General features: G+C 63.6%; 16 protein-coding genes. 13 read left to right on the top strand and 3 right to left on the bottom strand.

Translation table 11 applies throughout. From position 1 onward, the window contains the following. Window positions 1-157: 157 nt before the first annotated feature. From U5A58_RS11420 to U5A58_RS11360, 13 genes are all read left to right on the top strand, one after another. Window positions 158-1,936, top strand: a complete 1,779-nt coding sequence (locus U5A58_RS11420) for a methyl-accepting chemotaxis protein (RefSeq protein ID WP_321961536.1) — start codon at window positions 158-160, stop codon at window positions 1,934-1,936. 359 nt (window positions 1,937-2,295) lie between these two features. Then, window positions 2,296-3,057, top strand: a complete 762-nt coding sequence (locus U5A58_RS11415; RefSeq protein ID WP_321908614.1) for a hydratase — start codon at window positions 2,296-2,298, stop codon at window positions 3,055-3,057. 771 nt (window positions 3,058-3,828) lie between these two features. After that, complete coding sequence (locus U5A58_RS11410) at window positions 3,829-5,751, top strand: PrkA family serine protein kinase (protein ID WP_069265701.1); 1,923 nt, start codon at window positions 3,829-3,831, stop codon at window positions 5,749-5,751. Between the two features lie 175 nt (window positions 5,752-5,926). After that, window positions 5,927-7,195 carry a YeaH/YhbH family protein gene (locus tag U5A58_RS11405; protein ID WP_321908613.1) on the top strand — a complete coding sequence of 423 codons (1,269 nt, stop codon included), beginning with the start codon at window positions 5,927-5,929 and terminating at the stop codon, window positions 7,193-7,195. Then, on the top strand, window positions 7,192-8,916 hold the full coding sequence (locus U5A58_RS11400) for a SpoVR family protein (RefSeq protein WP_321961535.1): 1,725 nt from the start codon (window positions 7,192-7,194) through the stop codon (window positions 8,914-8,916). Before U5A58_RS11405 ends, U5A58_RS11400 begins: the two co-directional genes overlap by 4 nt. A gap of 193 nt (window positions 8,917-9,109) precedes the next feature. After that, window positions 9,110-10,786, top strand: a complete 1,677-nt coding sequence (locus U5A58_RS11395; protein ID WP_321961534.1) for a SulP family inorganic anion transporter — start codon at window positions 9,110-9,112, stop codon at window positions 10,784-10,786. Between the two features lie 208 nt (window positions 10,787-10,994). Next, a complete protein-coding gene (locus U5A58_RS11390; protein WP_321934812.1) occupies window positions 10,995-12,398 on the top strand; it encodes a GH1 family beta-glucosidase in 1,404 nt (467 codons plus the stop codon). A gap of 214 nt (window positions 12,399-12,612) precedes the next feature. Continuing rightward, window positions 12,613-13,851 (top strand): ABC transporter substrate-binding protein, encoded by a 1,239-nt coding sequence (locus U5A58_RS11385; RefSeq protein WP_321908606.1) that lies wholly within the window; start codon window positions 12,613-12,615, stop codon window positions 13,849-13,851. Window positions 13,852-13,859: 8 nt separating this feature from the next. Then, window positions 13,860-14,804 (top strand): sugar ABC transporter permease, encoded by a 945-nt coding sequence (locus U5A58_RS11380; protein WP_321961533.1) that lies wholly within the window; start codon window positions 13,860-13,862, stop codon window positions 14,802-14,804. Further along, window positions 14,801-15,730, top strand: a complete 930-nt coding sequence (locus U5A58_RS11375; RefSeq protein ID WP_321961532.1) for a carbohydrate ABC transporter permease — start codon at window positions 14,801-14,803, stop codon at window positions 15,728-15,730. The genes U5A58_RS11380 and U5A58_RS11375 overlap by 4 nt, the downstream gene beginning before the upstream one ends. A 9-nt stretch (window positions 15,731-15,739) precedes the next feature. Then, window positions 15,740-16,837 (top strand): ABC transporter ATP-binding protein, encoded by a 1,098-nt coding sequence (locus tag U5A58_RS11370; protein WP_321961531.1) that lies wholly within the window; start codon window positions 15,740-15,742, stop codon window positions 16,835-16,837. Between the two features lie 35 nt (window positions 16,838-16,872). Further along, complete coding sequence (locus U5A58_RS11365) at window positions 16,873-17,880, top strand: substrate-binding domain-containing protein (protein ID WP_199272081.1); 1,008 nt, start codon at window positions 16,873-16,875, stop codon at window positions 17,878-17,880. A 122-nt stretch (window positions 17,881-18,002) separates the two neighbouring features. After that, window positions 18,003-18,773 (top strand): IclR family transcriptional regulator, encoded by a 771-nt coding sequence (locus U5A58_RS11360; protein ID WP_321961530.1) that lies wholly within the window; start codon window positions 18,003-18,005, stop codon window positions 18,771-18,773. 73 nt (window positions 18,774-18,846) lie between these two features. Here U5A58_RS11360 and U5A58_RS11355 read toward each other — a convergent pair whose 3' ends face one another. From U5A58_RS11355 to U5A58_RS11345, 3 genes are read right to left on the bottom strand one after another with little or no spacing between them, the layout of a single operon-like run. Then, a complete protein-coding gene (locus U5A58_RS11355; RefSeq protein ID WP_321908598.1) occupies window positions 18,847-19,689 on the bottom strand; it encodes a citryl-CoA lyase in 843 nt (280 codons plus the stop codon). Between the two features lie 3 nt (window positions 19,690-19,692). Then, window positions 19,693-20,892: a CoA transferase gene (locus U5A58_RS11350; RefSeq protein ID WP_321961738.1), complete on the bottom strand. Its 1,200-nt coding sequence runs from the start codon at window positions 20,890-20,892 to the stop codon at window positions 19,693-19,695. 21 nt (window positions 20,893-20,913) lie between these two features. Continuing rightward, entirely contained in the window at window positions 20,914-22,338 is a 1,425-nt protein-coding gene (locus U5A58_RS11345; protein WP_321961737.1) for an MFS transporter, read from the bottom strand. Window positions 22,339-22,957 lie beyond the last annotated feature (619 nt).

Raw genomic sequence — 22,957 nt, 5'->3', positions numbered from 1 at the left:
GTGCCGGCTATTCGCGCTGCTCATGAATGGTTTTCACTAATACTTCATACGATATACAGATTTCAAGACCATGAAATCCCGTGCCGTAAACGCTTGTTAGAGGAGCAACTCTATGTCGGGCGCTGGGCCCGATCACACTACAAGCATTGGGGGAGTCATGGGCAAGGGCATCAGTATCAAGGCGCGCATTGGCATCACAATGGGTTTTCTGGCGACGTTGATCGTCGTGATCAGCGCGGTCGGATTGCTCGGTCTCACGCGTTCGAACGACGCGTATCGCGAGACCTTCACAGACCAGATGCCCAGTTCGCATGCGGTCAACCTGGCTGAGATCTATGCGGCGCGCGAGCGGCTCGCACTCGACCGGGCCGCCTTCGAACTGGGTACGCCCGACGCAGCCGCGACGATCGACCGGGCGCGTATGCTGCGCGGCATGTCGGACGACTACTGGAAGAAGTACATGGCCTTGCCGCGCGTCGGCGAGGAAGCGCGCCTCGCTCAGGACGTCGCCGCCCGGCGCGAGGCCCTGCACCAGATTGCGGACCAGTTCTCGACCACCGTCCAGTCGGGTGACCAGGCGAAGGTCACGGCGGGCGCCAAAGCGCTCAAGGAAGCCTACGACGGGCTCTCGAAGGCCGACGCCGTGCTCGACAAGTTTCAGATGACGCAGGCGCAACTGGGTTTCGACGACGCCCAGGCCGCGTTCTCGCAACTGCGCATTGCGTGCATTGCCGCGCTGCTGGTGGGCATCGGCGCTGCCGCTTATTCATTCTTCTCGCTGCGCCGCGCCATAGCCGAGCCGCTCGGCGAAGCGCTCGGTGCCTTCCATGCGATCGCCGCGGGCGATCTGCGCCGGCCCGTGGTCGTGCGCCGCAACGACGAAATGGGCGAACTGCTCGGCGGCGTCGCGCAGATGCAGCGCAGCCTCACCGAAACGGTGCGCTCGGTCCGCTCGGGCACCGAATCGATCGCCACGGCCACGCGCGAGATTGCCGCGGGCAATCTTGACCTGTCGTCGCGGACCGAAGAGCAGGCCTCCGCGCTCCAGGAGACGGCCTCGAGCATGGAACAGCTCACGGGCACCGTGAAGCAGAACGCCGACAACGCCCGCCAGGCCAGCGCGCTCGCCGCCAACGCCTCGGAAATCGCCAACAAGGGCAGTTCGGTCGTCAATCAGGTGGTCGGCACGATGGGCGACATCAACGACAGCTCCGCGAAGATCGCCGACATCATCACGATCATCGAAGGCATCGCGTTCCAGACCAACATCCTGGCGCTCAACGCGGCCGTCGAAGCGGCGCGCGCGGGCGAGGAGGGCCGCGGTTTCGCCGTGGTGGCGGGCGAGGTGCGCAGCCTTGCACAGCGCTCGTCGGCGGCGGCCAAGGAGATCAAGGGGCTCATCGACACTTCGGTCGAGCGCGTGCAGGCGGGGTCGGCGCTCGTTGACGAAGCAGGCCGCACGATGACCGAGATCATCGCCGCAGTGCAGCGCGTGACCGACATCATGGGCGAGATCGCGGCGGCTTCCCAGGAGCAGTCGGGCGGCATCGACCAGGTCGCGCGCGCGGTCACGCAGATGGACGAGGTGACCCAGCAGAACGCGGCGCTCGTCGAGGAGGCGGCGGCCGCCGCGCAGTCGCTCGAGGACCAGGCGGGACGCCTGCGCGAAGCCGTAGCGGTGTTCAGCCTCGACGAAGCGGCGCTCGGCGCGGCCCCGGCGCAGACGGCGCGGGCAGCTGCCCGGTCACCTTCTGCGGCCCGTTCTGTTGCGCGCCCGGCACCGGCCGCCGCAGCGTCTGCCGCCGCGGCAAAGCGCTCGCCGCGTGGCGCCCCCGCCGCCGCCCAGCCGGCCGCGCGGCCGGCTGCCGCCGCGAGCGCACCCGTGAACGCGCAGGCAGCGGGCGCCGGCGCGAACGGCGATTGGGAGACCTTCTGAAGCCGTTTTTGTCAGGGGCGGACCGTCCCTGTGCCTGAGAGCCAGCCGCTGCGCCGCAGCGGCTTTTTTTTCGCCTTTGGCCCCGATGTGCGGCTCCGCCATGCGCCATGCGCGCGCCGTTACGGTACATTGTCAGCCGTGTCATCTGCGCGGCCCGGTCGGCGCGCTACACTGCGGCGCCCAGCGGTGCCCGCGCATGGCATGGCGTCGCGCTGGACGGCTCAGCCCGCGCACATGCCCACGCGCGGACCGCACGGGGTGGCGCCGCAGGGCAAGGGAGGGCGCATCGCGCCACGCAGCACGGATTGCGCCGGCATCGAGCGCCGGCGCGGCATGACAGCACAAACAAGGAACCCGACATGACGCATGACGATCTCGCGCAACGCCTCGTGAATGCGCGCCGGCATCATCATCTGATCGAAACCCTGGAACCCGAGCGCGTGCCGCCGGACGCGGCCACGGCCTACGCGATCCAGCAGGCGGTGCTCGCCGGGCTCGAAACGACCACGGGCGGCTGGAAGGTCGGCGCGCGCGCGCCGGGCGGCCCCGCTTCCGGCGCGCCGATCCCGGCGCCGCTCGTGCACGCCTCGCCGGCGCGCTTCGAGCGACGCCACTTCTTCCGCGTGCTCGTGGAACTGGAGATCGCGTTTCGTTTTTCGGAACCGATCGTCCCGCGCGCCGAAGCCTATGCGCGCGACGAAGTGCTTGCGCGTGTGGGGCAGATTCTCCCGGCCATCGAGATCGTCGATAGCCGCTTCGCGCAGTGGCCCAACGTCGCGCCGCTCGCCCAGCTCGCCGATGCGCAGAACAATGGCGCACTCGTGACCGGGCATGCGCTGCCGTATGCCGCACTTGCCCGCGCGCTCGATTTCGTCGCTCCCGAGCTCGAACTGACGTTCGACGGCGCCTCGCTCGTGCCGGAGGCGCCAGGCAACCCCGCTGGCGATCCGCGCGAATTGCTCGTCTGGTTCGTCAATCATTGCGCTGCAATGGGCATCACGATCGAGCCCGAATGGACGATTACGACCGGTACCTATGTTGGTGCGCACCGCATCGACAAGCCCGGCCTTCTGCACGGCCACATCGACGGGTTAGGGGAAGTCGAAGTCGAATTTGTCTAGGTCGCGCAGGTGCGCACGCTGTAACAATCGTACCTGTCATATTGGCGCTAATGAACAGCCGCCGCGCGCATTGCGCGGCGGCTTTATTTTTTTGTGCGCATTGCGCGCCTCATGGGTGTAAACCTGGCAACCTGTCACGCGCGTCATCGTCATTGCGCGCGCGTCGTTCGAACGCAGCGGGGAAAACCACTACTGTCAACAGGGCTTGTCAACGCCGGCTCGCATACGCGCAAGAATGCGCGGCAGGTCACTGACGCTGGCGAATTCGACGCGTAAAACGGGAAAAAAATCGCATTGACGCGTGCTCACAACAATGGCGCGGCAGTGCGCAATACGAGCGCGCCATGTGGGCGCGCGAACAAATCGTAACGAGTGGCTGTGCACCGGCGCTTCGCTGGTGCGTTTGATGAAGAGGCGCTGCGTATGCCGTAACGCCGGACCGGCCGGGAAACAAGGCGAAAACCGGTCGAATGTCGGGTAAGAGGACGGGTTGCTGCGACCGCTCAGCGCGAGAGATTTGGGCAAGACGCGGGCACAGCATGTGAGACGGAGCGTGACCCCGGTCTGAAATTTGCACCAATGGGGAAGATCATTGTAAGTCGTTGTCTGGCGCCCTCCAAGCGCTCAAAAATGCTTAGCTTTCGAGGGCACATCCGGCGCGATTTAACGGTGCGAAAAATTTCAAAAGGGTTTAGGATGAATTTGAGCGATGTCGTTTCCGAATAGCGCGCCGCGCACGACATCGGTCGCAGATCTCGGCGAGGAGGTAGCATGGATATCTACAGCAGCTTCGCGACCCGCTTCGAAAAAACGCGAGAGGAGGAGTTCTCGCTCGAGGAGTATCTCGCGCTCTGCAAGGAAGATCCCAATGCGTACGCCACGGCTGGCGAACGCATGCTGACGGCAATCGGCGAACCCGAACAGATCGACACCCGCAACGATCCGCGCCTGTCGCGCATCTTTGCGAACAAGGTCATCAAGGTGTATCCCGCATTCCGCGAGTTCTATGGCATGGAAGACGTGATCGAGCAGGTCGTCGCGTACTTCCGCCATGCGGCGCAAGGACTCGAAGAGAAGAAGCAGATTCTCTATCTGCTCGGTCCGGTCGGGGGTGGCAAGTCCTCCATCGCCGAGCGTCTGAAGCAGCTCATGGAGCGCGTGCCGTTCTATTCGATCAAGGGCTCGCCCGTGAACGAATCTCCGCTAGGGCTTTTCGACTACGACGAAGACGGTCCAATACTCGAAGAGCAATACGGCATCCCACGCCGTTACCTGAGGAGCATTCTGAGCCCATGGGCGGTCAAGCGCCTGCACGAATATAACGGCGACATCCGCAAGTTCCGCGTGGTGCGCCGCTTCCCCTCCATCCTGCGGCAAATCGGCATCGCGAAGACCGAGCCTGGCGACGAGAACAATCAGGACATCTCGTCACTCGTCGGCAAGGTGGACATTCGCAAGCTCGAGCAATATGCACAGGATGACGCAGACGCGTACAGCTACTCCGGCGGCCTGTGTCTCGCGAATCAGGGCTTGCTCGAATTCGTCGAAATGTTCAAGGCGCCGATCAAGGTGCTGCACCCGCTGCTCACGGCCACCCAGGAAGGCAACTTCAAGGGCACCGAAGGATTCGGCGCGATCCCGTTCAACGGCATCATCCTCGCGCACTCGAACGAGTCGGAGTGGAAGGCGTTCCGCAACAACCGCAACAACGAGGCACTGCTCGATCGTATCTTCGTGGTGAAGGTGCCGTACTGCCTGCGCTACTCGGAAGAGATGAAGATCTACGAGAAGCTGCTGCGCAATTCGTCGCTGGCCGAGGCCGTGTGCGCGCCGGGCACGCTGAAGATGATGGCGCAGATGTCGGTGCTCACGCGCTTGCAGGAGCCGGAGAATTCCAGCCTCTTTTCGAAGATGCAGGTGTACGACGGCGAGAACCTCAAGGACACCGATCCAAAAGCAAAGTCGTATCAGGAGTACCGCGATTTTGCGGGTGTCGACGAAGGCATGAACGGGGTCTCCACGCGCTTTGCGTTCAAGATCCTCTCGCGCGTGTTCAACTTCGACTCAACCGAAGTGGCCGCGAATCCGGTGCATCTCATGTACGTGCTCGAACAGCAGATCGAGCGTGAGCAGTTCCCGCCGGAAACCGAGCAGAAGTACCTGTCGTTCGTGAAGGACGTGCTGGCCTCGCGTTATGCGGAGTTCATCGGCAAGGAGATTCAGACCGCTTACCTCGAGTCGTATTCCGAGTACGGGCAGAACATCTTCGACCGCTATGTCACGTACGCTGACTTCTGGATTCAGGATCAGGAGTTCCGCGACCACGACACGGGCGAGAGCTTCGACCGTGCGGCGTTGAACGCCGAGCTCGAGAAGATCGAGAAGCCGGCGGGCATCAGCAACCCGAAGGACTTCCGCAACGAGATCGTGAACTTCGTGCTGCGTGCGCGTGCGGCCAATGCCGGCAAGAACCCGGCGTGGATCAGCTACGAGAAGCTGCGCGTGGTGATCGAAAAGAAAATGTTCTCGAACACGGAAGAACTTTTGCCGGTCATCTCGTTCAATGCGAAAGGATCGGCGGAAGAGCAGCGCAAGCACGAGGACTTCGTCAACCGTATGGTGGCGAAGGGCTATACGCCGAAGCAGGTCCGGTTGCTCTGCGACTGGTATCTGCGCGTGCGCAAGTCGTCGTGAACGAAGAGGCTTTACCGTCCGAGTGTGCCGCCGCGGGTTTGCGGCGGCGCAAGAGGACCCCCGGCGGGGCGCAGGCGGCGTGGCCATGAGCGGGTGAACGCGGCACGCACGATGGCGGACGCGGCAATGAACACTGCGCACCTCGCCCATTCGAAACTGGAGCGGGAGACTGGATGTGCTTCATCAAATCATCGACCGCAGGCTGGCCGGAAAGAACAAGAGTATTGCCAATCGCGAGCGCTTTTTGCGCCGTGTGAAGAACTATATTCGTCACGCCGTCTCGGAAGCGGTGCGTGACCGCAGCATCAAGGACATACAGAGTAACCAGAGCATCACCATTCCGCGCAAGGACATTGCGGAGCCGTCGTTCCGGCACGGCCCTGGCGGCAAGCGTGAAATGGTTCACCCAGGCAACGAGGACTACATTCGCGGCGACCGCATTCCGCGCCCACAGGGCGGCGGAGGCGGTGGCGGCAGCCAGGCGAGCAACGAGGGCGAAGGTCAGGACGACTTCGTGTTCGAACTCTCGCGCGAAGAATTCATGCAGTACTTCTTCGACGACCTCGAACTGCCGCGCCTCGTCAAAACCCATCTCATGGCCGTGCCTACGTGGAAGAGCATCCGCGCGGGCTGGGCCGCCGAGGGCACGCCGAACAACATCGACGTCGTCCGGTCGTTGCGCAGCGCGCTCGGCCGGCGCATCGCGCTCGGCGCGCCGCTCGTCAACGAACTGCACGATCTCGAAGAGCAACTCGAAGCGCTCAAGGCCGACCCGGCCGACCGGCGCGAAGAGATCGCGTTGCTCGAAGAGCAGATTCATCACCTGCGCGGGCGCATCTGGCGCATTCCGTTCATCGACCCGTTCGATCTGCGTTACGTGAATCGCGTGAAGCAGCCGCAACCGTCGAGCCAGGCTGTGATGTTCTGCCTGATGGACGTGTCGGGCTCGATGGACGAGCAGCGCAAGGACCTGTCCAAGCGCTTCTTCATCCTCCTGTACCTGTTCCTCAAGCGCAATTACGAAAAGATCGAGGTGGTCTTCATTCGCCACCACACGCGCGCCGAGGAAGTCGACGAGGACACCTTCTTTCATTCCACCGAAAGCGGCGGCACGGTTGTGTCGAGCGCGCTGGAGCTGATGAAAAAAGTGATCGAGGACCGTTATTCGCCGAGCGACTGGAATATCTATGGCGCACAGGCTTCAGACGGCGACAATTGGACTGACGATTCACCCAAATGCCGCAAGATTCTTGCGGATGACATACTGCCTCAGGTGCGCTATTTTGCGTATATTCAGGTGACACCCGAGGAGCAGAACCTCTGGCTTGAATACGCGCAGCTCGCACTCACCGAACCGCATCTGGCGATGAAAAAAGTCGACACCGCGGCGGACATCTACCCGGTGTTCCGGGAGCTTTTCGAAAAGCAGGTGGAGCACTCATGACGACACGCCACCTGCACAATGAGGCGCGCGGCTACCAGCCGGAGCGCCGGAAGACGAGCGGCCACGAAAAAGGGCATCATGGCGAACACGGTGACGAGCGCAAGCCCGATCATCACGAAGACGCCGAAGCGCCCGGAACTGCCGCCGGGGCTGCTCGCCACAAGGAGCATGGGCTCGCCCAGCAAAGGGAAGTGCAAATGAACGTAGCCGACAAACGGCCGTTGCCGTGCCCCTCCGACTGGACCTTCGAACTTATCGAGGAGTACGACACACATATCTCTCATGTTGCAGAGCAATATGAACTGGACGTCTATCCCATCCAGCTTGAACTGATCAGCGCCGAGCAGATGATGGACGCCTATGCGTCCGTCGGCATGCCGGTGAACTATCGCCACTGGTCGTTCGGCAAGCACTTTCTCTCCACCGAAAAGAGTTATCGCCGCGGCCAGATGGGTCTCGCGTACGAGATCGTCATCAACTCCAATCCCTGCATTGCGTATCTCATGGAAGAGAACACCATGACGATGCAGGCGCTCGTGATCGCGCATGCCGCGTACGGGCACAACTCGTTCTTCAAGGGCAACTATCTGTTCCGGTTATGGACAGACGCGCACGCCATCATCGACTACCTCGTCTACGCGAAGAATTACATCGCCGAATGCGAGGAGCGTTTTGGTCTGGACCGCGTGGAAGAGTTGCTCGACTCGTGCCACGCACTGATGAATTACGGCGTGGATCGCTATAAACGGCCGCAGAAGCTTTCTCTCGAACGCGAGGCAGCACTGCGCCGGGAACGCGAGGCTTATCTGCAGTCCCAGGTCAATGAGCTGTGGCGCACGTTGCCCAAGCAGCAAATGCCCGTTGCCGAGGAATTCGACGAACGCTTTCCGCCGGAGCCGCAGGAAAACCTGCTGTACTTCGCCGAAAAGAACGCGCCGCTGCTCGAGCCGTGGGAGCGGGAAGTCATCCGCATCGTGCGCAAGATCGGGCAGTACTTCTACCCGCAGCGGCAAACCCAGGTCATGAACGAAGGCTGGGCCACGTTCTGGCATTACACGCTGCTCAACACGCTCTATACGCAGGGTAAGCTCGAAGACGGCTTCATGATGGAGTTCCTCCATTCGCACAGCAACGTGATCTATCAGCCGCCCGTGACGAAGCCGTATTACAGCGGCATCAACCCATATGCGCTCGGATTTTCGATGATGAGCGACATTCGCCGCATCTGCGAGAACCCCACGGAGGAGGACCGCAAGTGGTTTCCGGAACTGGCCGGCAGTCCGTGGCTTAAGGCGCTGCACTATGCCATGCGCAACTTCAAGGACGAGAGTTTCGTGGCACAGTATCTGTCGCCGCATCTGATCCGTGAAATGCGGCTCTTCTCGGTGCTCGACGACGACATGCGCGACGCGCTCGAAGTCTCGGCCATCCACGACGACAGTGGCTATCAGTACGTGCGCCAGGCGCTTTCGCGTCAGTACGACATGCATCACCGCGAGCCGAACATCCAGGTGTGGTCGGTCAACACGCGCGGCGATCGCAGCCTCACGCTGCGTCACTTCATGAGCGATAACCGCCATCTTTCGGGCGACACCGACGAAGTGCTCCGCCACATGGCGCGCCTCTGGCAGTTCGACGTGTTCCTCGAAAGCGTGGACGAAAACGGCACGGTCCGAAAACGCTATGAATGCCGCTATATGCCGCCGCCGATTCGGGTATAGCCATCTCGCTGCGTTACGCGATTGCGCGTATAAGTCATGAGGCCAGCCTGCGGGCTGGCCTCTTTCATTGATGCGCGTGCAACGACGTTGCAATCGAACACGTCCCGGAACGTCCACGCGCGCTAACATACTGCGCCAGTGAACCCGCAGCAAAAAACACCGCACGTAGAGGCGGATTTCGAAAGGATGGCGTATGGCGTTTGAACTGTTTCGCGGCGTACGGCCGCTTTCTCGCGCGTCGGCATTGCGCGACGCGCTTGCCGGTGTGCAGCTCGCCTCGATGAACGTGCCGCAACTGCTTGGCTACGCGCGCATCGCGGGCATGCCTGCCGTCACCGGTTTGTACACGGGCTTTTTACCGCTCGTTGCATTCGCGCTCTTTGGCGCGTCGCGTCACCTCGTCGTCGCCGCCGACTCCGCCACGGCCACCATTTTCGCGAGCCGCCTTACGACCATGGCGGCGCCTTCGAGCGATGAATACGTCGCACTCGCGGGCATGACCGCCTTGCTCACGGCCGTGCTGTTGTTGATTGCACGCGTGTTCCGTCTCGGCTTTCTCGCGGATTTTTTGTCCCGCACCGTGCTCGCCGGCTTTCTCACAGGTGTGGGCGTGCAGGTGGGGGTGGCCATGCTCGGCGACATGCTTGGCATTACTGTCAATTCGCGCCGCACGGTCCTGCAGATCAAGCAGATCGTGACGCAATTGGGCACGATTCACTGGGCGACGCTCGCCATCGCCGTGGCCGTCGTGGCCGCGATCCTGGTTTTCAAGAAGTTGCGCCCGCGCTGGCCCGTGCCGCTCGTCGCGGTGGTGGGAAGCATCGCGGCGAGCGCCGTACTGAACTTCGCGGGTCATGGCATTTCCGTGATCGGCCCGGTGCAGGGCGGCTTGCCGCATATCAGCTTTCCCGCCGTGGGCTGGTTCCAGATGATCGACCTGCTGCAGGTGGCCGCGTCGTGCTTCGTCATCATCGTCGCGCAAAGCGCCGCCACGAGCCGCGCGTTTGCCGAGCGCTACGGCGAGCGCACCGACGAGGACGCCAATCTCCTCGGCCTCGCAGCGGCCAATGCGGCGGCTTCGCTGAGCGGCGCTTTCGTCGTGAACGGCAGCCTCACGCAGACTGCCATGGCCGATCAGGCCGGCGCGCGCAGCCAGTTCGCGCAACTCGTGTTTGCAGGCGTCGTGCTCGTCGTGTTGCTGTTCTTCAGCCGCCTGCTGCAGTACCTGCCGCACTGCGTGCTGGCCGCGATCGTCTTCACGATTGCCGTGGGGCTCGTGAACATTCGCCAGCTCATCGATATTCGCCGCGAAAGCCCCGGCGAATTCCGGCTTGCGGTGATCACGGCGCTTGGCGTTGTCGTGATCGGCGTGGAGAACGGCATCCTCATCGCGATCGGCCTGTCGTTGCTGCGTCACGTGCGCCATAGCTACCGGCCGCATACGATGGTGCTCGTTCCGAACGAGGAGGGGCACTGGCTGCCCGAACCCGCGCAAGCCGGCCAGATCACGGCGCCTGGGTTGATCGTCTATCGCTTCGGCGCGGACCTGTTCTATGCGAACGACCACCTGTTCGTCGATGAACTGCGCGCGCTGATCGATCGGGCGCCGTCGCCGGTGCATTGCGTGGTTGTGGATGCGGGTGCGATCACCGATCTCGATTATTCCGCGGGCCGCGCCGTGATCGATCTTTGCTCGGCGCTCGCGGAGCGAGGCGTGAAGGTGATTTTCGGCCGCGTGAACCGCTACTTGCTCTCGGACATGGATCGGCACGGCATCACCCCCGTGCTGGGGCGTGCGAACATCTTCCCGACGCTGCACGAAGCGCTCGCGGCGGTGCGTCCCGATCTGGCGTCGCGCGCGGATGCGTGACGCTCGTGTAGCCATGCTACAAGCCAGAAAGCCCTGTAGTGGAAAAAACGTGTGAAGCAGCTACATAATAACGTCCAGAAAAACCCCGATTGTCCGTTGGATTTGGCCACTGTTATTGTGCGCCTCAAGCGCTGTGGAAGCGCTTCCACTCCAACCCGATCCGGCTGCCCAGAATGCATACGCCGGTGATTCCCGCGCAGGAGATTTCGTGAATCAGGACACCGCATTGCCGCATGCCGACGCCGCAGTCGCCGACGATCCGTTCACTCCGCCCGCCAGCTCCGCACTGTGGCGCAGCGACTTCCTTTTGGGCGCGGCCACGGCTTCGTATCAGATCGAAGGCGCGATCCACGAGGACGGCCGCCTGCCGTCGATCTGGGACACGTTCAGCGCAACGCCTGGCAAAGTGCTCGCCGGCGACACGGGCGCCGTGGCCTGCGACCACTATCACCGCTGGGAGGCCGATCTCGACCTGCTCGAAAGCCTGAACTTCGAGGCGTATCGCTTTTCGATTGCATGGCCGCGCGTGATGGACGAGGCGGGACGGCCCAATGCCAAAGGCATCGCGTTCTACAAGCGTTTGCTGGAACGCCTGAAGGAGAAGGGCGTGCGCACCTTCGCCACGCTCTACCACTGGGACCTGCCGCAGCACCTGGAAGATCGCGGTGGCTGGCTCAACCGTGACACGGCGTACCGCTTCGCCGACTACGCGGACCTCATGAGCCGCGAACTCTCCGGCCTCGTCGACGCATGGATGACGCTCAACGAGCCGTGGTGCTCGGCGTACCTCGGCTACGGCAACGGCCATCACGCGCCGGGCCTTGCGAACGGCCGCTACGCCACGCAGGCCATGCATCACCTGCTGCTCGGCCATGGACTTGCCACCAACGTGCTGCGCGCGAACGACCCGGGCTCGACCAAGGGGATCGTCGCGAACGTGGGGCGCGGCACACCCGATTCCTCGTCGCCGGAAGATGTGCGCGCCGCGCGCCGCTTCGAAGTGCAGCACAACGCGTGGATTCTCGATCCGCTCCTCAAGGGCGCGTACCCGGAAGAGCTGTTCGAGTTGTGGCCGGGCACCGAGCCGCTCGTGCTCGAAGGCGACATGAAGACGATCTCGGCGCCGCTCGATTTCCTCGGCATCAACTATTACTTCCGCACCAACGTGAAGAGCGACGGCGCGCACGGCTTTGTCGAAGTGCCGCTGAAGGACGTCGAGCGCACGCAAATGGGGTGGGAGGTTCACCCCGACGGTCTGCGCGACCTGCTGATCGGTTTCGGGCGCAACTATGAGAACCTGCCGCCCATCTATATCACCGAGAACGGCATGGCGTCGGACGACCGCGTGAGCGACGGCGAGGTGAACGACACGCAACGCATCTCGTTCCTCAAGCGCCACCTGGCCGCCGTGGACGCCGCAATCAAGGCCGGTGTGGACGTGCGCGGCTATTTCGTGTGGTCGCTGCTCGACAACTTCGAATGGGCGTTCGGCTACGAGCGGCGTTTTGGCGTCGTGCATGTCGACTACGACACGCAGGTTCGCACGCCCAAGCGCAGCGCGGAACTCATCGCGCATTTCATCGCGCAGCGGCGCGCGCTCGAAGGTGCTTGAAAACGCTTCAGGGTGTTCGACAGGGTTCCCGGGCAAGGGCAACAACTAGCGTGACAACCACGGCATGGCATGCGACGCTCGGGCATGCCGCAAGACGCGCCGTGGCCGCGAAACTTCCAACCATAAGCTTTTGCAGACCAACCCGGAGCAACCGGAGCCCTGCGCGGGACCGGTTCAAGCGCGGCGCGCCCGCTCCGGATCGACAGGAGACGCAATGAAGCATAACGCACCCGTTCTGCGCGGCATCGTGGCCGCTCTCGCGCTGGCCGGCGCGCTCGCGGCCAACGCCGCGGAGCCGCTCAAAGCCAACGTGATTCACTGGTGGACCTCGGGCGGCGAGTCTGCCGCGATCAAGCAGTTCGCGCTTGCCTACGATCAGGCGGGTGGCAAGTGGGTGGACAATGCGATCGCCGGTGCGGACCAGGCGCGTGCAACGGCAATCAACCGCATCGTGGGCGGCGATCCGCCCACCGCCGCGCAGTTCAACACGTCCAAGCAGTTTCACGATCTTATCGACCAGGGACTCCTGAACAATGTCGATGCGGTCGCGACGAAGGAGAACTGGGGCGGAACTTTCCCCGAGTCGATCGTCAATGCGATCCGCATCAACGGGCATTACTATGCGACGCCCGTGAACATCCACATGCAGGACTGGTTCTTCTATTCGAAGCCCGCTTTCGCGAAGGCCGGCATCAAGGGTGAACCGCAGAATTTCGACGAGCTTTTCGCCGATCTCGACAAGCTCAAGGCGGCTGGCCTGATTCCGCTCGCGCTGGGCGGCCAGGCGTGGCAGGAGAAGATCACCTTCGACGCGATCTTCGCCGACATGGACCGCGATCTCTACATGAAGGTCTACCGCGACCGCGACGCGAACGCCGTGAATTCGCCTGCGTTCCGCAACGTGCTCACGACCTTCAAGCGGTTGCATAATTATGTCGACCCGGGCTCGCCGGGCCGCAACTGGAACGACGCCACGGCGCTCGTCATTTCCGGCAAGGCGGGCATGCAGATCATGGGCGACTGGGCCAAGGGCGAGTTCTCGGCGGCGAACCAGGTGGCGGGCAAGGACTTCGGATGCTTTCCCGGTTTCAAGAATTCGCCGTACATGATCGCGGGCGACGTGTTCGTGTTCCCGAAAACCGACAACGCCGAGCAGGTCAAGGCACAGCAACTGCTGGCGACAGTCATGACGTCGCCGGGACCGCAGGCAGCGTTCAACCAGCGCAAGGGCTCGATCCCGATCCGCCCGGACGTGGACACCTCGGGCTTCGACATCTGCGCGAAGGAGGGCATGGCGATCATGAAGGACAAGTCGCGGCAACTGCCGAATCCGGAAATGCTGATTCCGCCTGATGTCCAGGGCGCGCTCCAGGACGTCATCACGAACTTCTGGAACAAGAACCAGTCGGCCGAAGACGCGCAGAAGGCTTTCGCGTCCGCAATCAAGAGCTGAGCGCAATCATGTACGCCGCCAAGCTGCATCCGGCCAAACGTCAAACGGGGCAAGCGCGTAGCGTACGTCCCGTGCGACGGCGGCTCTCGCTCGCCGCCTGGATCGCGCTCGCGCCCATGGCGGCGACGGTCCTGTTCGCGTATCTGGGCACCATGTTGTTCACAGCGCGCGTCTCGCTCAGCTTCTCGCGCTCGCTGCCGACCAACACGTTCGCGGGCGTGACGCAGTATGTGCGGCTCTTCCAGAACGACCGCTGGATCTTGTCGCTGCAGAATCTCGTGATCTACGGCGCGTGCTTTATCGTGGCGTGCCTCGTGATCGGGCTTCTGCTTGCGATCTTCATCGACCAGCGCGTCGTCGCGGAAGGTGCGCTACGCACGGTGTTTCTTTACCCCTACGCGATGTCGTTCGTCGCAACGGGTCTGGTGTGGCAGTGGATCCTCAATCCGGAACTCGGCGTGCAGGCCGTATTGCGGCAGATGGGCTTCGAGCATGCGCGCTTCGACTGGATCGTCACGCAGCGCTTTGCGATCTACACGCTCGTGATCGCCACGGTGTGGCAGGCCTCGGGCCTCGTGATGGCGCTCCTGCTCGCGGGGCTGCGCGGCATCGACGACGAGATCTGGAAGGCCGCGCGCCTCGACGGCATTCCGCGCTGGCGCGTGTACGCGAGCATTGTCGTGCCGATGCTCAAGACTTCGCTCTCCACCGCGTTCGTGCTGCTCTTCGTGATGGTGGTGAAGCTCTACGACGCCGTGGTCGCGATGACCCAGGGCGGTCCTGGCACCGCGAGCGAAGTGCCCGCGAAATTCATCATGGATTACCTGTTCAACCGCGCGAACATCGGGCTGGCTTCGGCAGCGTCGATCGTGCTGCTCGCTACCGTGCTCGCGATTCTTGCGCCGTTCTTCTACGCGCGCAGTCGCGCAGCGCTCAAAGGAGACCGCGCATGAGCACGCCTGTGGCCGACTCGCTGCGTCCCGCGCCCACCCAAACGCGTGCGGCGCAATCGAGGCGCAAGCCCCGCAAGCATTTCACGCCCGCGCGTCTCGGCGTCTACGCGTTTCTGCTAACGGCGGCGCTCTTTTTCCTGCTGCCGCTGTACGTGATGGTCGTGACCTCGGTGAAGCCGATGAGTGAGATCCGTCTCGGTCATCTGCTCGCACTGCCGGCGCAATTTACGCTCGCGCCGTGGCGTGATGCGTGGTCCTCCGCCTGTACGGGCCTCGACTGCGACGGCATTCAGGTGGGCTTCTGGAATTCGGTGCGTATCGTCGTGCCGAGTACCGTGCTCTCGATCGCCGTGGGCGCGGTGAACGGTTATGCACTGTCGTTCTGGCGGCCACGCGGTGCGGGCGTGCTGTTCGGCATTCTGCTCGCGGGCGCCTTCATTCCCGTGCAGGTGATGGTGTATCCGCTCGTGCGCGTGCTGGCCTTCGTGCATCTCTTCAGCTCGCTGCCCGGCATCGTGCTGATCCACACGATCTTCGGCATGCCGGTCATGACCCTCCTGTTCCGCAACTACTATGCGTCTTTGCCGCAGGAACTGTTCAAGGCCGCGCGCATCGACGGCGGCGGGTTCTGGCGTATTTTCCTGCAACTCATGCTGCCCATGTCGGTGCCCATCATCGTCGTGGCAATCATCATGCAGGTCACCGGCATCTGGAACGACTACATTCTCGGCCTCGTGTTCGCGGGCACGAAGAATCTGCCGATGACGGTTCAACTGAACAACATCATCAACACGACGACCGGCGAGCGTATCTACAACGTCAACATGGCCGCGACGATTCTCACGTCGGCCGTGCCGCTCGCAATCTATTTCATTTCCGGGCGCTGGTTCGTCCGCGGCATCGCCTCGGGCGCGGTGAAAGGCTAGGAGCAGGGCATGGGCAATCTCACGAACGTTTCCGTACGCAATCTGCGCATCGACCTCGGCGCGAACACGGTGATCGACGAACTCGATCTCGACGTGCGCGCAGGTGAGTTCGTCGTGCTGCTCGGGCCGTCGGGCTGCGGCAAGTCCACGCTGCTGCATAGCATTGCGGGCCTCGTCGACGTGACCGACGGCAGCATCGAGATCGGCGGAGAGGACATGACATGGGCCGACCCGAAGGATCGGGGCGTGGCGCTCGTGTTCCAGTCGTACGCGCTCTATCCGACCATGAACGTGGAGCGCAATCTCTCGTTCGCACTCCGTATCAACGGCACGCCCAAAGCGGAGATCGACCGCCGCGTGAAGCGCGCCGCCGACATGCTGCAGCTCGGACCGCTGCTTTCGCGCAAGCCCGCGCAGCTCTCGGGCGGCCAGCGCCAGCGCGTGGCGATCGGACGCGCGCTCGTGCGCGAGGCAGACGTGTTCCTGTTTGACGAGCCGCTCTCGAACCTCGACGCCAAGTTGCGCACCGAGTTGCGCCGCGAGCTCAAGCAGTTGCACCAGCAACTCGGAGCGACGATGATCTACGTGACGCACGACCAGGTTGAAGCGATGACGCTCGCCACGCGCATGGCGGTGATGAAGGGCGGGGCGATCCAGCAGTTCGGCACACCGGCAGAAGTCTACGCGCGCCCCGAGAACCTGTTCGTCGCGACCTTTCTCGGCGCGCCGCCGATGAACCTGCTGCGAGGCAGGCTCGAAGCCGACGAAGGCCGGCTGTGCTTTCGCGGGCAGGGCCTCGACGTGGACGTTTCGGCTTACGCGTTCAAGGGCACACCCGATCCAACGCGCGCCTGCGTGCTCGGCGTGCGCCCCGAGGACGTGCGCGCGGGCGGCGCGGTGCGCCCGCACGAGGCCGCGTGGGAAGGGCGCTTGACGCTCGTGGAGCCAATGGGCAATCATCGTGTACTGTGGATCGAGCATCAAGGGGGGCAGATCGCATCGATCGATCAGGACAAGACGCCACTCGCAAGTGGGGCGGCAGTGCCGTTCTCCATCGACGGGGCGCACGTTTCGCTGTTTGACGAAGAAACCGGCGCACGAATTTGATGGACATTACCGACAACAAGAGAGAGACCAGGAACGTGGCGACCCTGAAAGACGTGGCGGCGCTGGCCGGCGTGGGCCTTTCAACAGCTTCGCGGGCGATATCGGGCAACGGACCGGTGTCGGCGGAGGCGGCCGCGCGCGTGCAGGCCGCAATCGAGCAACTCAATTTCCGTCCTTCGTCCATCGGCCGGGCGATGGCCACGAAGTCGCTCGGCATCATCGGCATTTTCGTGCCGACCTTTTTCGGCTCGTACTACGGCACCATCCTGAAGGAAACGGATACGCAACTGCGCGCCGTGCGGCGCCACGTGGTAGTGGCCACGGGTTGCGGCGAAGCCTCGCCGCGCGAGCAGGCGATCGAGGCCGTGCGCTTCCTGATCGGGCGAGACTGCGACGGCGTGGTGGTCATCAGCCACGATCTGTACGACGACGACCTGCAGATGCTGCACGCCATGCACCCGCGCATGGCGTTCCTGAATCGCGCATTCGATCAGTTGCCCGAAGCATCGTTCTGCGCCGATCACTTTCACGGCGGCGAGATGGCTGCGCGCACGCTCATCGAACACGGACATCGCGAGCTTGCGGTCATCGGCGGCCCGTCCACGTCGTCGGACAATGCAGCGCGTTTGCACGGCTTTTTCGCCGAACTGGCGCGCCACGGCATCGAGCGCAGAACCGTGCCGCATATCGTGTCGGACTTCTCGCCCGAAGGCGGCTACGTGGCGGCCGGCACGCTCCTCGAGCGCAAACACCGCTTCACCGGGCTCTTCTGCGCGAACGACACGATGGCCATGAGTGCGCTCGCGCGCCTGCAGCAGGCGGGGTTGCGCGTGCCCCACGACGTCTCTGTGATCGGCTACGACGACGACTATTCAGCCGCCTATATGGCGCCGGCGCTGACCTCGGTGCACATTCCCACCGCCGAACTCACGCGCAACGCGGTGCGCTGGCTTATCAACCAGTGCTACGGCACGCAGTGGCCGATCGAGCGCACCTTCCCGGTTAGCGTGACATTGCGCGACTCGGTGGCGCGGGTGAAGTGAACCCAGCCGGCCGGGGCGCATGCGTCGGGCGACAGCGGTGAAGATGAGGGTGGGGAGCCTCCCCAGGGTAGCAGCAAGTCGCGTAAAATCGAACGCGTTCCCCATCCCCACGTTTTCTATTCATGCCCGCGCAAGATCCGGCTGGTACGGTCAAGAAAGAAGAAGGCGTCGCTGTCATCGACCGCGCGTGTGCCATCCTGTTCGCGTTTCGCCCCGGAGATAGCGCGCTCACGCTCGCCGAACTCGCGGCGCGCACGGGTCTCTATAAAAGCACGCTGCTGCGGCTGGCCGGCGCGCTGATTCAACATCGCCTGCTGCTGCGCCTCGACGACGGACGCTATCAGCTCGGCCCCGCCACGTTCGCGCTGGGCGCACTCTATCAGCGCAGTCTCAACATCGGCGACATTCTGCTGCCGCTCATGCGCGAGTTGGCCGCGGCGAGCGGGGAGAGCGTGTCGTTCTACGTGCGCGACAACGCGGTGCGCGTGTGCCTGCATCGCGTCGATTCACACCATGTGGTGCGCCACCACGTGCGCGAAGGGGACGTCCTGCCGCTCGAGAGCGGCTCGGGCGGGCACGCGCTGCTCGCGTTCGGCGGTGAGCCGGGCGAGCCGTTCGAAAGCATTCGGCGCGACTTCTACTGCATATCGATCGGTGAGCGCGACCGTGAGACTGCGGGCGTGTCCATGCCCGTGTTCGGCATTCACGAGACGTTGCGTGGCGTGCTCACGCTCGCCGGACCGAGTTCGCGCATCGACGGGGCGTTCATCGAGCGCCATCTCGATGCGTTGTTCGATTGTGCGATACGCGCTACCGACGCGCTCGGCGGCGACTCGCGCGTGCTGCGCGCCGCCCGAAGCGCGCATGCAGCGCGTGCGCGCCAGGACGCCTGAGTCCGCACCGAGCTAGCGGGAGCGCCGCGGGCTTGACCGCAGCTTGCATGCGGTTTCCTTCACTGCACATTGATCAGGACTGCTCCAGATGCCGCTCTGGCGCGCCGGTGTAGGCATAGGCAATCTGGCGCGGCATGGGTCCTTTGTTACGCTCGCCGCGTCCGCGTTGCTCCCACGCGTGCGCGAGAATGCCCACCGCGCGCGAGAGGCAGAATACGCCGCGCGCCAGTTCCGGCGCGAAACCCAGCTCCGCGTAGATCACTGCCGTGACGCCGTCGATATTCATCGGCACGGGCCGGTCCTTGCGTCTTTTCAGCAAAGCCTCGATGCCGCGCGCTATCGCCGCATAGCGGCCTTTGATCGTGCCGGACGCCACGCGCGCATCGACGAGCGCGAGCAGCCGCCCGGCGCGCGGATCGACAGGATGAAAGCGATGGCCGAAGCCCGGCAGATATTTGCCATGAACGGCGATGAACTCGTCCACGCCTGCCTCGACCGCCGCATCGAACGGACTGCCCGCCACGATACGCGCGGCGATGTCGGCATAGAGTTCGACCGCCTGCTGGCCTGCGCCGCCGTGCACGTCGTCGAGTGCGTTGAGCGCCGATGCCATGGCGCCATTGATAGGCAGGCCACAGCTCGTGGCCATGCGCGAGATCGCGATCGACGGTGCGTGCGGCCCGTGATCGACCGAGGCCACGAGCGCGGCTTCGAGCAGCGTGGCCTCCTCGTCGCCGGGCAGCTCGCCGCGCAGCATCAGCCAGATCATCTGCGGGAAGCTCACATTGCCGATCAGTTCCTGGATCGGATAGCCGCGCACCTTGATCGAGCCCGGATGAATGTCGGTGATCGAGGTGCTCCAGTAGTCGGCACACAGGGCGGCGAGATCGGGTGGGGTGGTGTTCGTCGTCGACATGGTTCAGATCACTCCGTCGTGGTGCAGGGCGTCGATTTGGGCGGCCTCGTAGCCGAGTTGTGCAAGCGTTTCGCGCGTGTGTGCGCCAAGCGTCGGTGCGGGCGTGGCAGGTGCGGCGTCGGCATCGGCGAGCCGCAGGCCCGCGCGTGTCACGCGCTGTGCCGCTTCGCCTTGAACTGCCTCGAACTCGCGTATGAAGCGCCGTTCGGCCAGATGTGGGTGGGCGAGGATTTCGGGCACCGAGAGCACGCGACCCACCGGCACGCCGCGCTCGAGCAGACGCGTTTCCCAGTTGGCCGCGCTGTCTGCCGCGAGCGCGACTTCGATCTCGGCCTTGAGCGCTTCGCGATACTGCTTGCGCGTATGGCGCGCGGAAAATCGCTCATCGTGCGGCAGGTCGGGGCGGCCAATGACTTCGCACAGGCTCTCGAACTGGCGCGTTTCATTCGCAGCGATATTGAGCAGACCCGCGCCGGTGCGGAACGTGCCCGAGGGCGCGGCCGTAAAATTCTCGTTACCCATCGGCGCGGGCTCCACGCCAGCGTTTAGATAGTTCGACACGACCCAGCCCATGGTCGCGAGCGTGGCTTCGAGCATCGAAACATCGAGGCGCCGCCCGCGGCCACTCGCGCGCGCATCGACGAGTGCCGCGCAGATGCCGAACGCAGCGGTGAGGCCGCCCACCGTATCGGAGACGGGATAGCCCACGCGCAGCGGCGCGCTCTGCGCGTCGCCCGTCACACTCATGACTCCGGACATGCCCTGAATGATCTGGTCGTAAGCAGGGCGGCGCGACAGCTCGCCTTCGTCGCCGAAACCAGAAATGGCACAGTAGACCAGCGCCGGATTCACTTTGGATAACTGATCGTAGCCAAGTTCGAGGCGGTCCATTACGCCGGGCCGGAAGTTCTCGACGAGCACGTCGGCGTGGCGCACCAGATCGAGCAAGATGGCTTTGCCGCGCGGGTCTTTCAGGTTCAGCGTGATCGAGCGTTTGCCCGCGTTCACAGCCACGAACGACGCGCCCATATTGCGCGCCGCAGCGTCCTTGTCGGCACCCAGACGCCGGGCGAGGTCGCCGCCTTCAGGATGTTCCACCTTGGTGACTTCGGCGCCGAAGAGCGCGAGTTGATAGGCGCAGAACGGACCCGCGAGCACATTCGACAGATCCAGGACGCGCACGCCGGCTAACGGAAGCATGATTGAAGTCTCGTATTCAAAAGATTAGCGGGAGATGTCGTCGAGCGCGCGATTCTTCGTGCGCGGCCCGAAGATGCCGATAGCCGCCATCACCACGATCATTGCGCCGGTGATGAGCGCGAATACGCCTGGCACACCGAAGTGACGTAGCGCGAACGCGATCATGAAGCCGGAGAACATCGCGGAAAGGCGCGACATCGAATACACGAAGCCAACGGCCGTGGCGCGCATGCGAGTCGGGAACAGCTCGACCTGGTACGCGTGATAGCCGACGGAAAGCAGCGTGCCGCCGAGCGTGATCAGGACGCCGAGGAACATGAGCATGCCGGCGGAAGTCTGCATGGCGAATAGCGTGCCGCACACGGCGATCGCGAGCGCCGAAAGCACGACAAGCGTCTTGCGCTCGATGCGGTCGGCAATCGCCATGCCGATCAGCGGGCCGAACGGATTCGAGGCGGCGATCACGAACGAGTAGAGCAGGCTGTGCGTGACCGTGATGCCTTTGGAAACGAGCAGGGTCGGCACCCACGACGCAAAGCCATAGAAGCCGATCGCCTGAAACAGATTGAACACGAGCAGCGTGATGGTGCGGCGGCGATATGGCGGTTGCCAGATTTCGGCGAAACGCGCCTGACTGACGGTTTGCGCGCCGGCCAGTTCCACGACAGGCGCGGGCAGCGGGCGCCCGGACTGCGTCTCGATCTTCGCTTCGAGCCTGGCGAGAATGCGCGCGGCTTCCTCGGTTCGGCCGCGCTGCGCGAGCCAGCGTGCACTCTCGGGCACGCGGCGGCGGATCGCCCAGGCGATGAGCGCACCGAACGCCCCGAACATCACGACCCAGCGCCAGCCATCGAAACCGAGCGGCGCGCGCGGCACGAACCACCATGCGAGCAACGCGACGGCCGGCACCGCGGTGTACTGCACGAGATGCACGAAAGCGAACGCGCGGCCGCGCATGTGCTTGGGCACGAGTTCGCTCACGTAGGTGTCGATGGTGACGAGCTCGACCCCCACGCCAATGCCGGCGATGAGCCGCCACAGGTTGATGCCGGGCGCGCTCGTCTGCAGCGCCATGATGCAGGTCGCCACCGAGTACCACAGCAGTGACGCCGTAAACAGCGTGCGGCGGCCATAGCGGTCGGCAAGCCTCGTCAGGCAGAACGTGCCGATGAAAAGCCCCGCGAACGAGGCCGCCACGAACGCACCGAGCCCCGAGAACCCAAAGAACGAAGCCGTGGTGGTCGAGTAGAGACCGCTTTTCACGAGGCCTGGGCCGACGTAGGCCGTGAAGAACAGGTCGTAGAACTCGAACCAGCCGCCCATCGAAAGCAGGAACACGAGCGTCCAGATGGCGCGCGTGGCCGGCAGGCGGTCAATGCGCGCGTTGATCTCGGCCGCGGTGGCGGGCGCGGCGGCATCGTCCCGGAGCGACGCGCGCGTCGCTCCGATTGGCAGGCTGGACATTGGACTCTCCTGAACTCTTCGGTTACGTGTATTACGTGTCTATGTGTTCTATCTGATAGAACGTCGTTCTGAAAATATGGCTCGATAATACTGCGCGGCGTCGAGCCAACCGACCAGGGCTTTTACTAAGGGGGCCGCGGCGCGAGCGGTCAGGGAGAGGTTGGCCTGCAGGCGTCACATGGGGCCGCATCGAGGCAAGCTCGAGCAGCGCATGTGCGTTTGCTACTCCGCGTGGATCTTGACGGATACCTGGCGTATCGAAGCGCCGTTCTTCAGGGACCAACGTTCGCCGCATCGACATTCGTGTTTCATCCGAAAGCCGGAGCGAAGTCAATCGAACTGCAGCGGACAGCCGCCAGGCCGTCGTTCGAGGAGGCTCAGTGACGTGGGGCGCGGGAACACCTGGCAAACGGTGCCTCACGTGGATTTTTATAATTTTACATAAGATAAATTATCAACGTTTTTAAGATGTTCGCAAACATCAAAAACACCACATCACGTCTCGATAATGACCTTCAACGCGTGCGTGCTCGCCGCCTGCGAAAACGTCTCATAGGCCTTGAGCATGTCGTCGAACGCGAAGCGATGCGTGATCAGCCGGTTG

The sequence above is a fragment of the Paraburkholderia sp. J7 genome (genome assembly GCF_905220155.1).
GTDB lineage: Bacteria > Pseudomonadota > Gammaproteobacteria > Burkholderiales > Burkholderiaceae > Paraburkholderia.
Note: the sequence above shows the minus strand (reverse complement) of the source record. Positions and strands in the feature narration are given on the sequence as shown.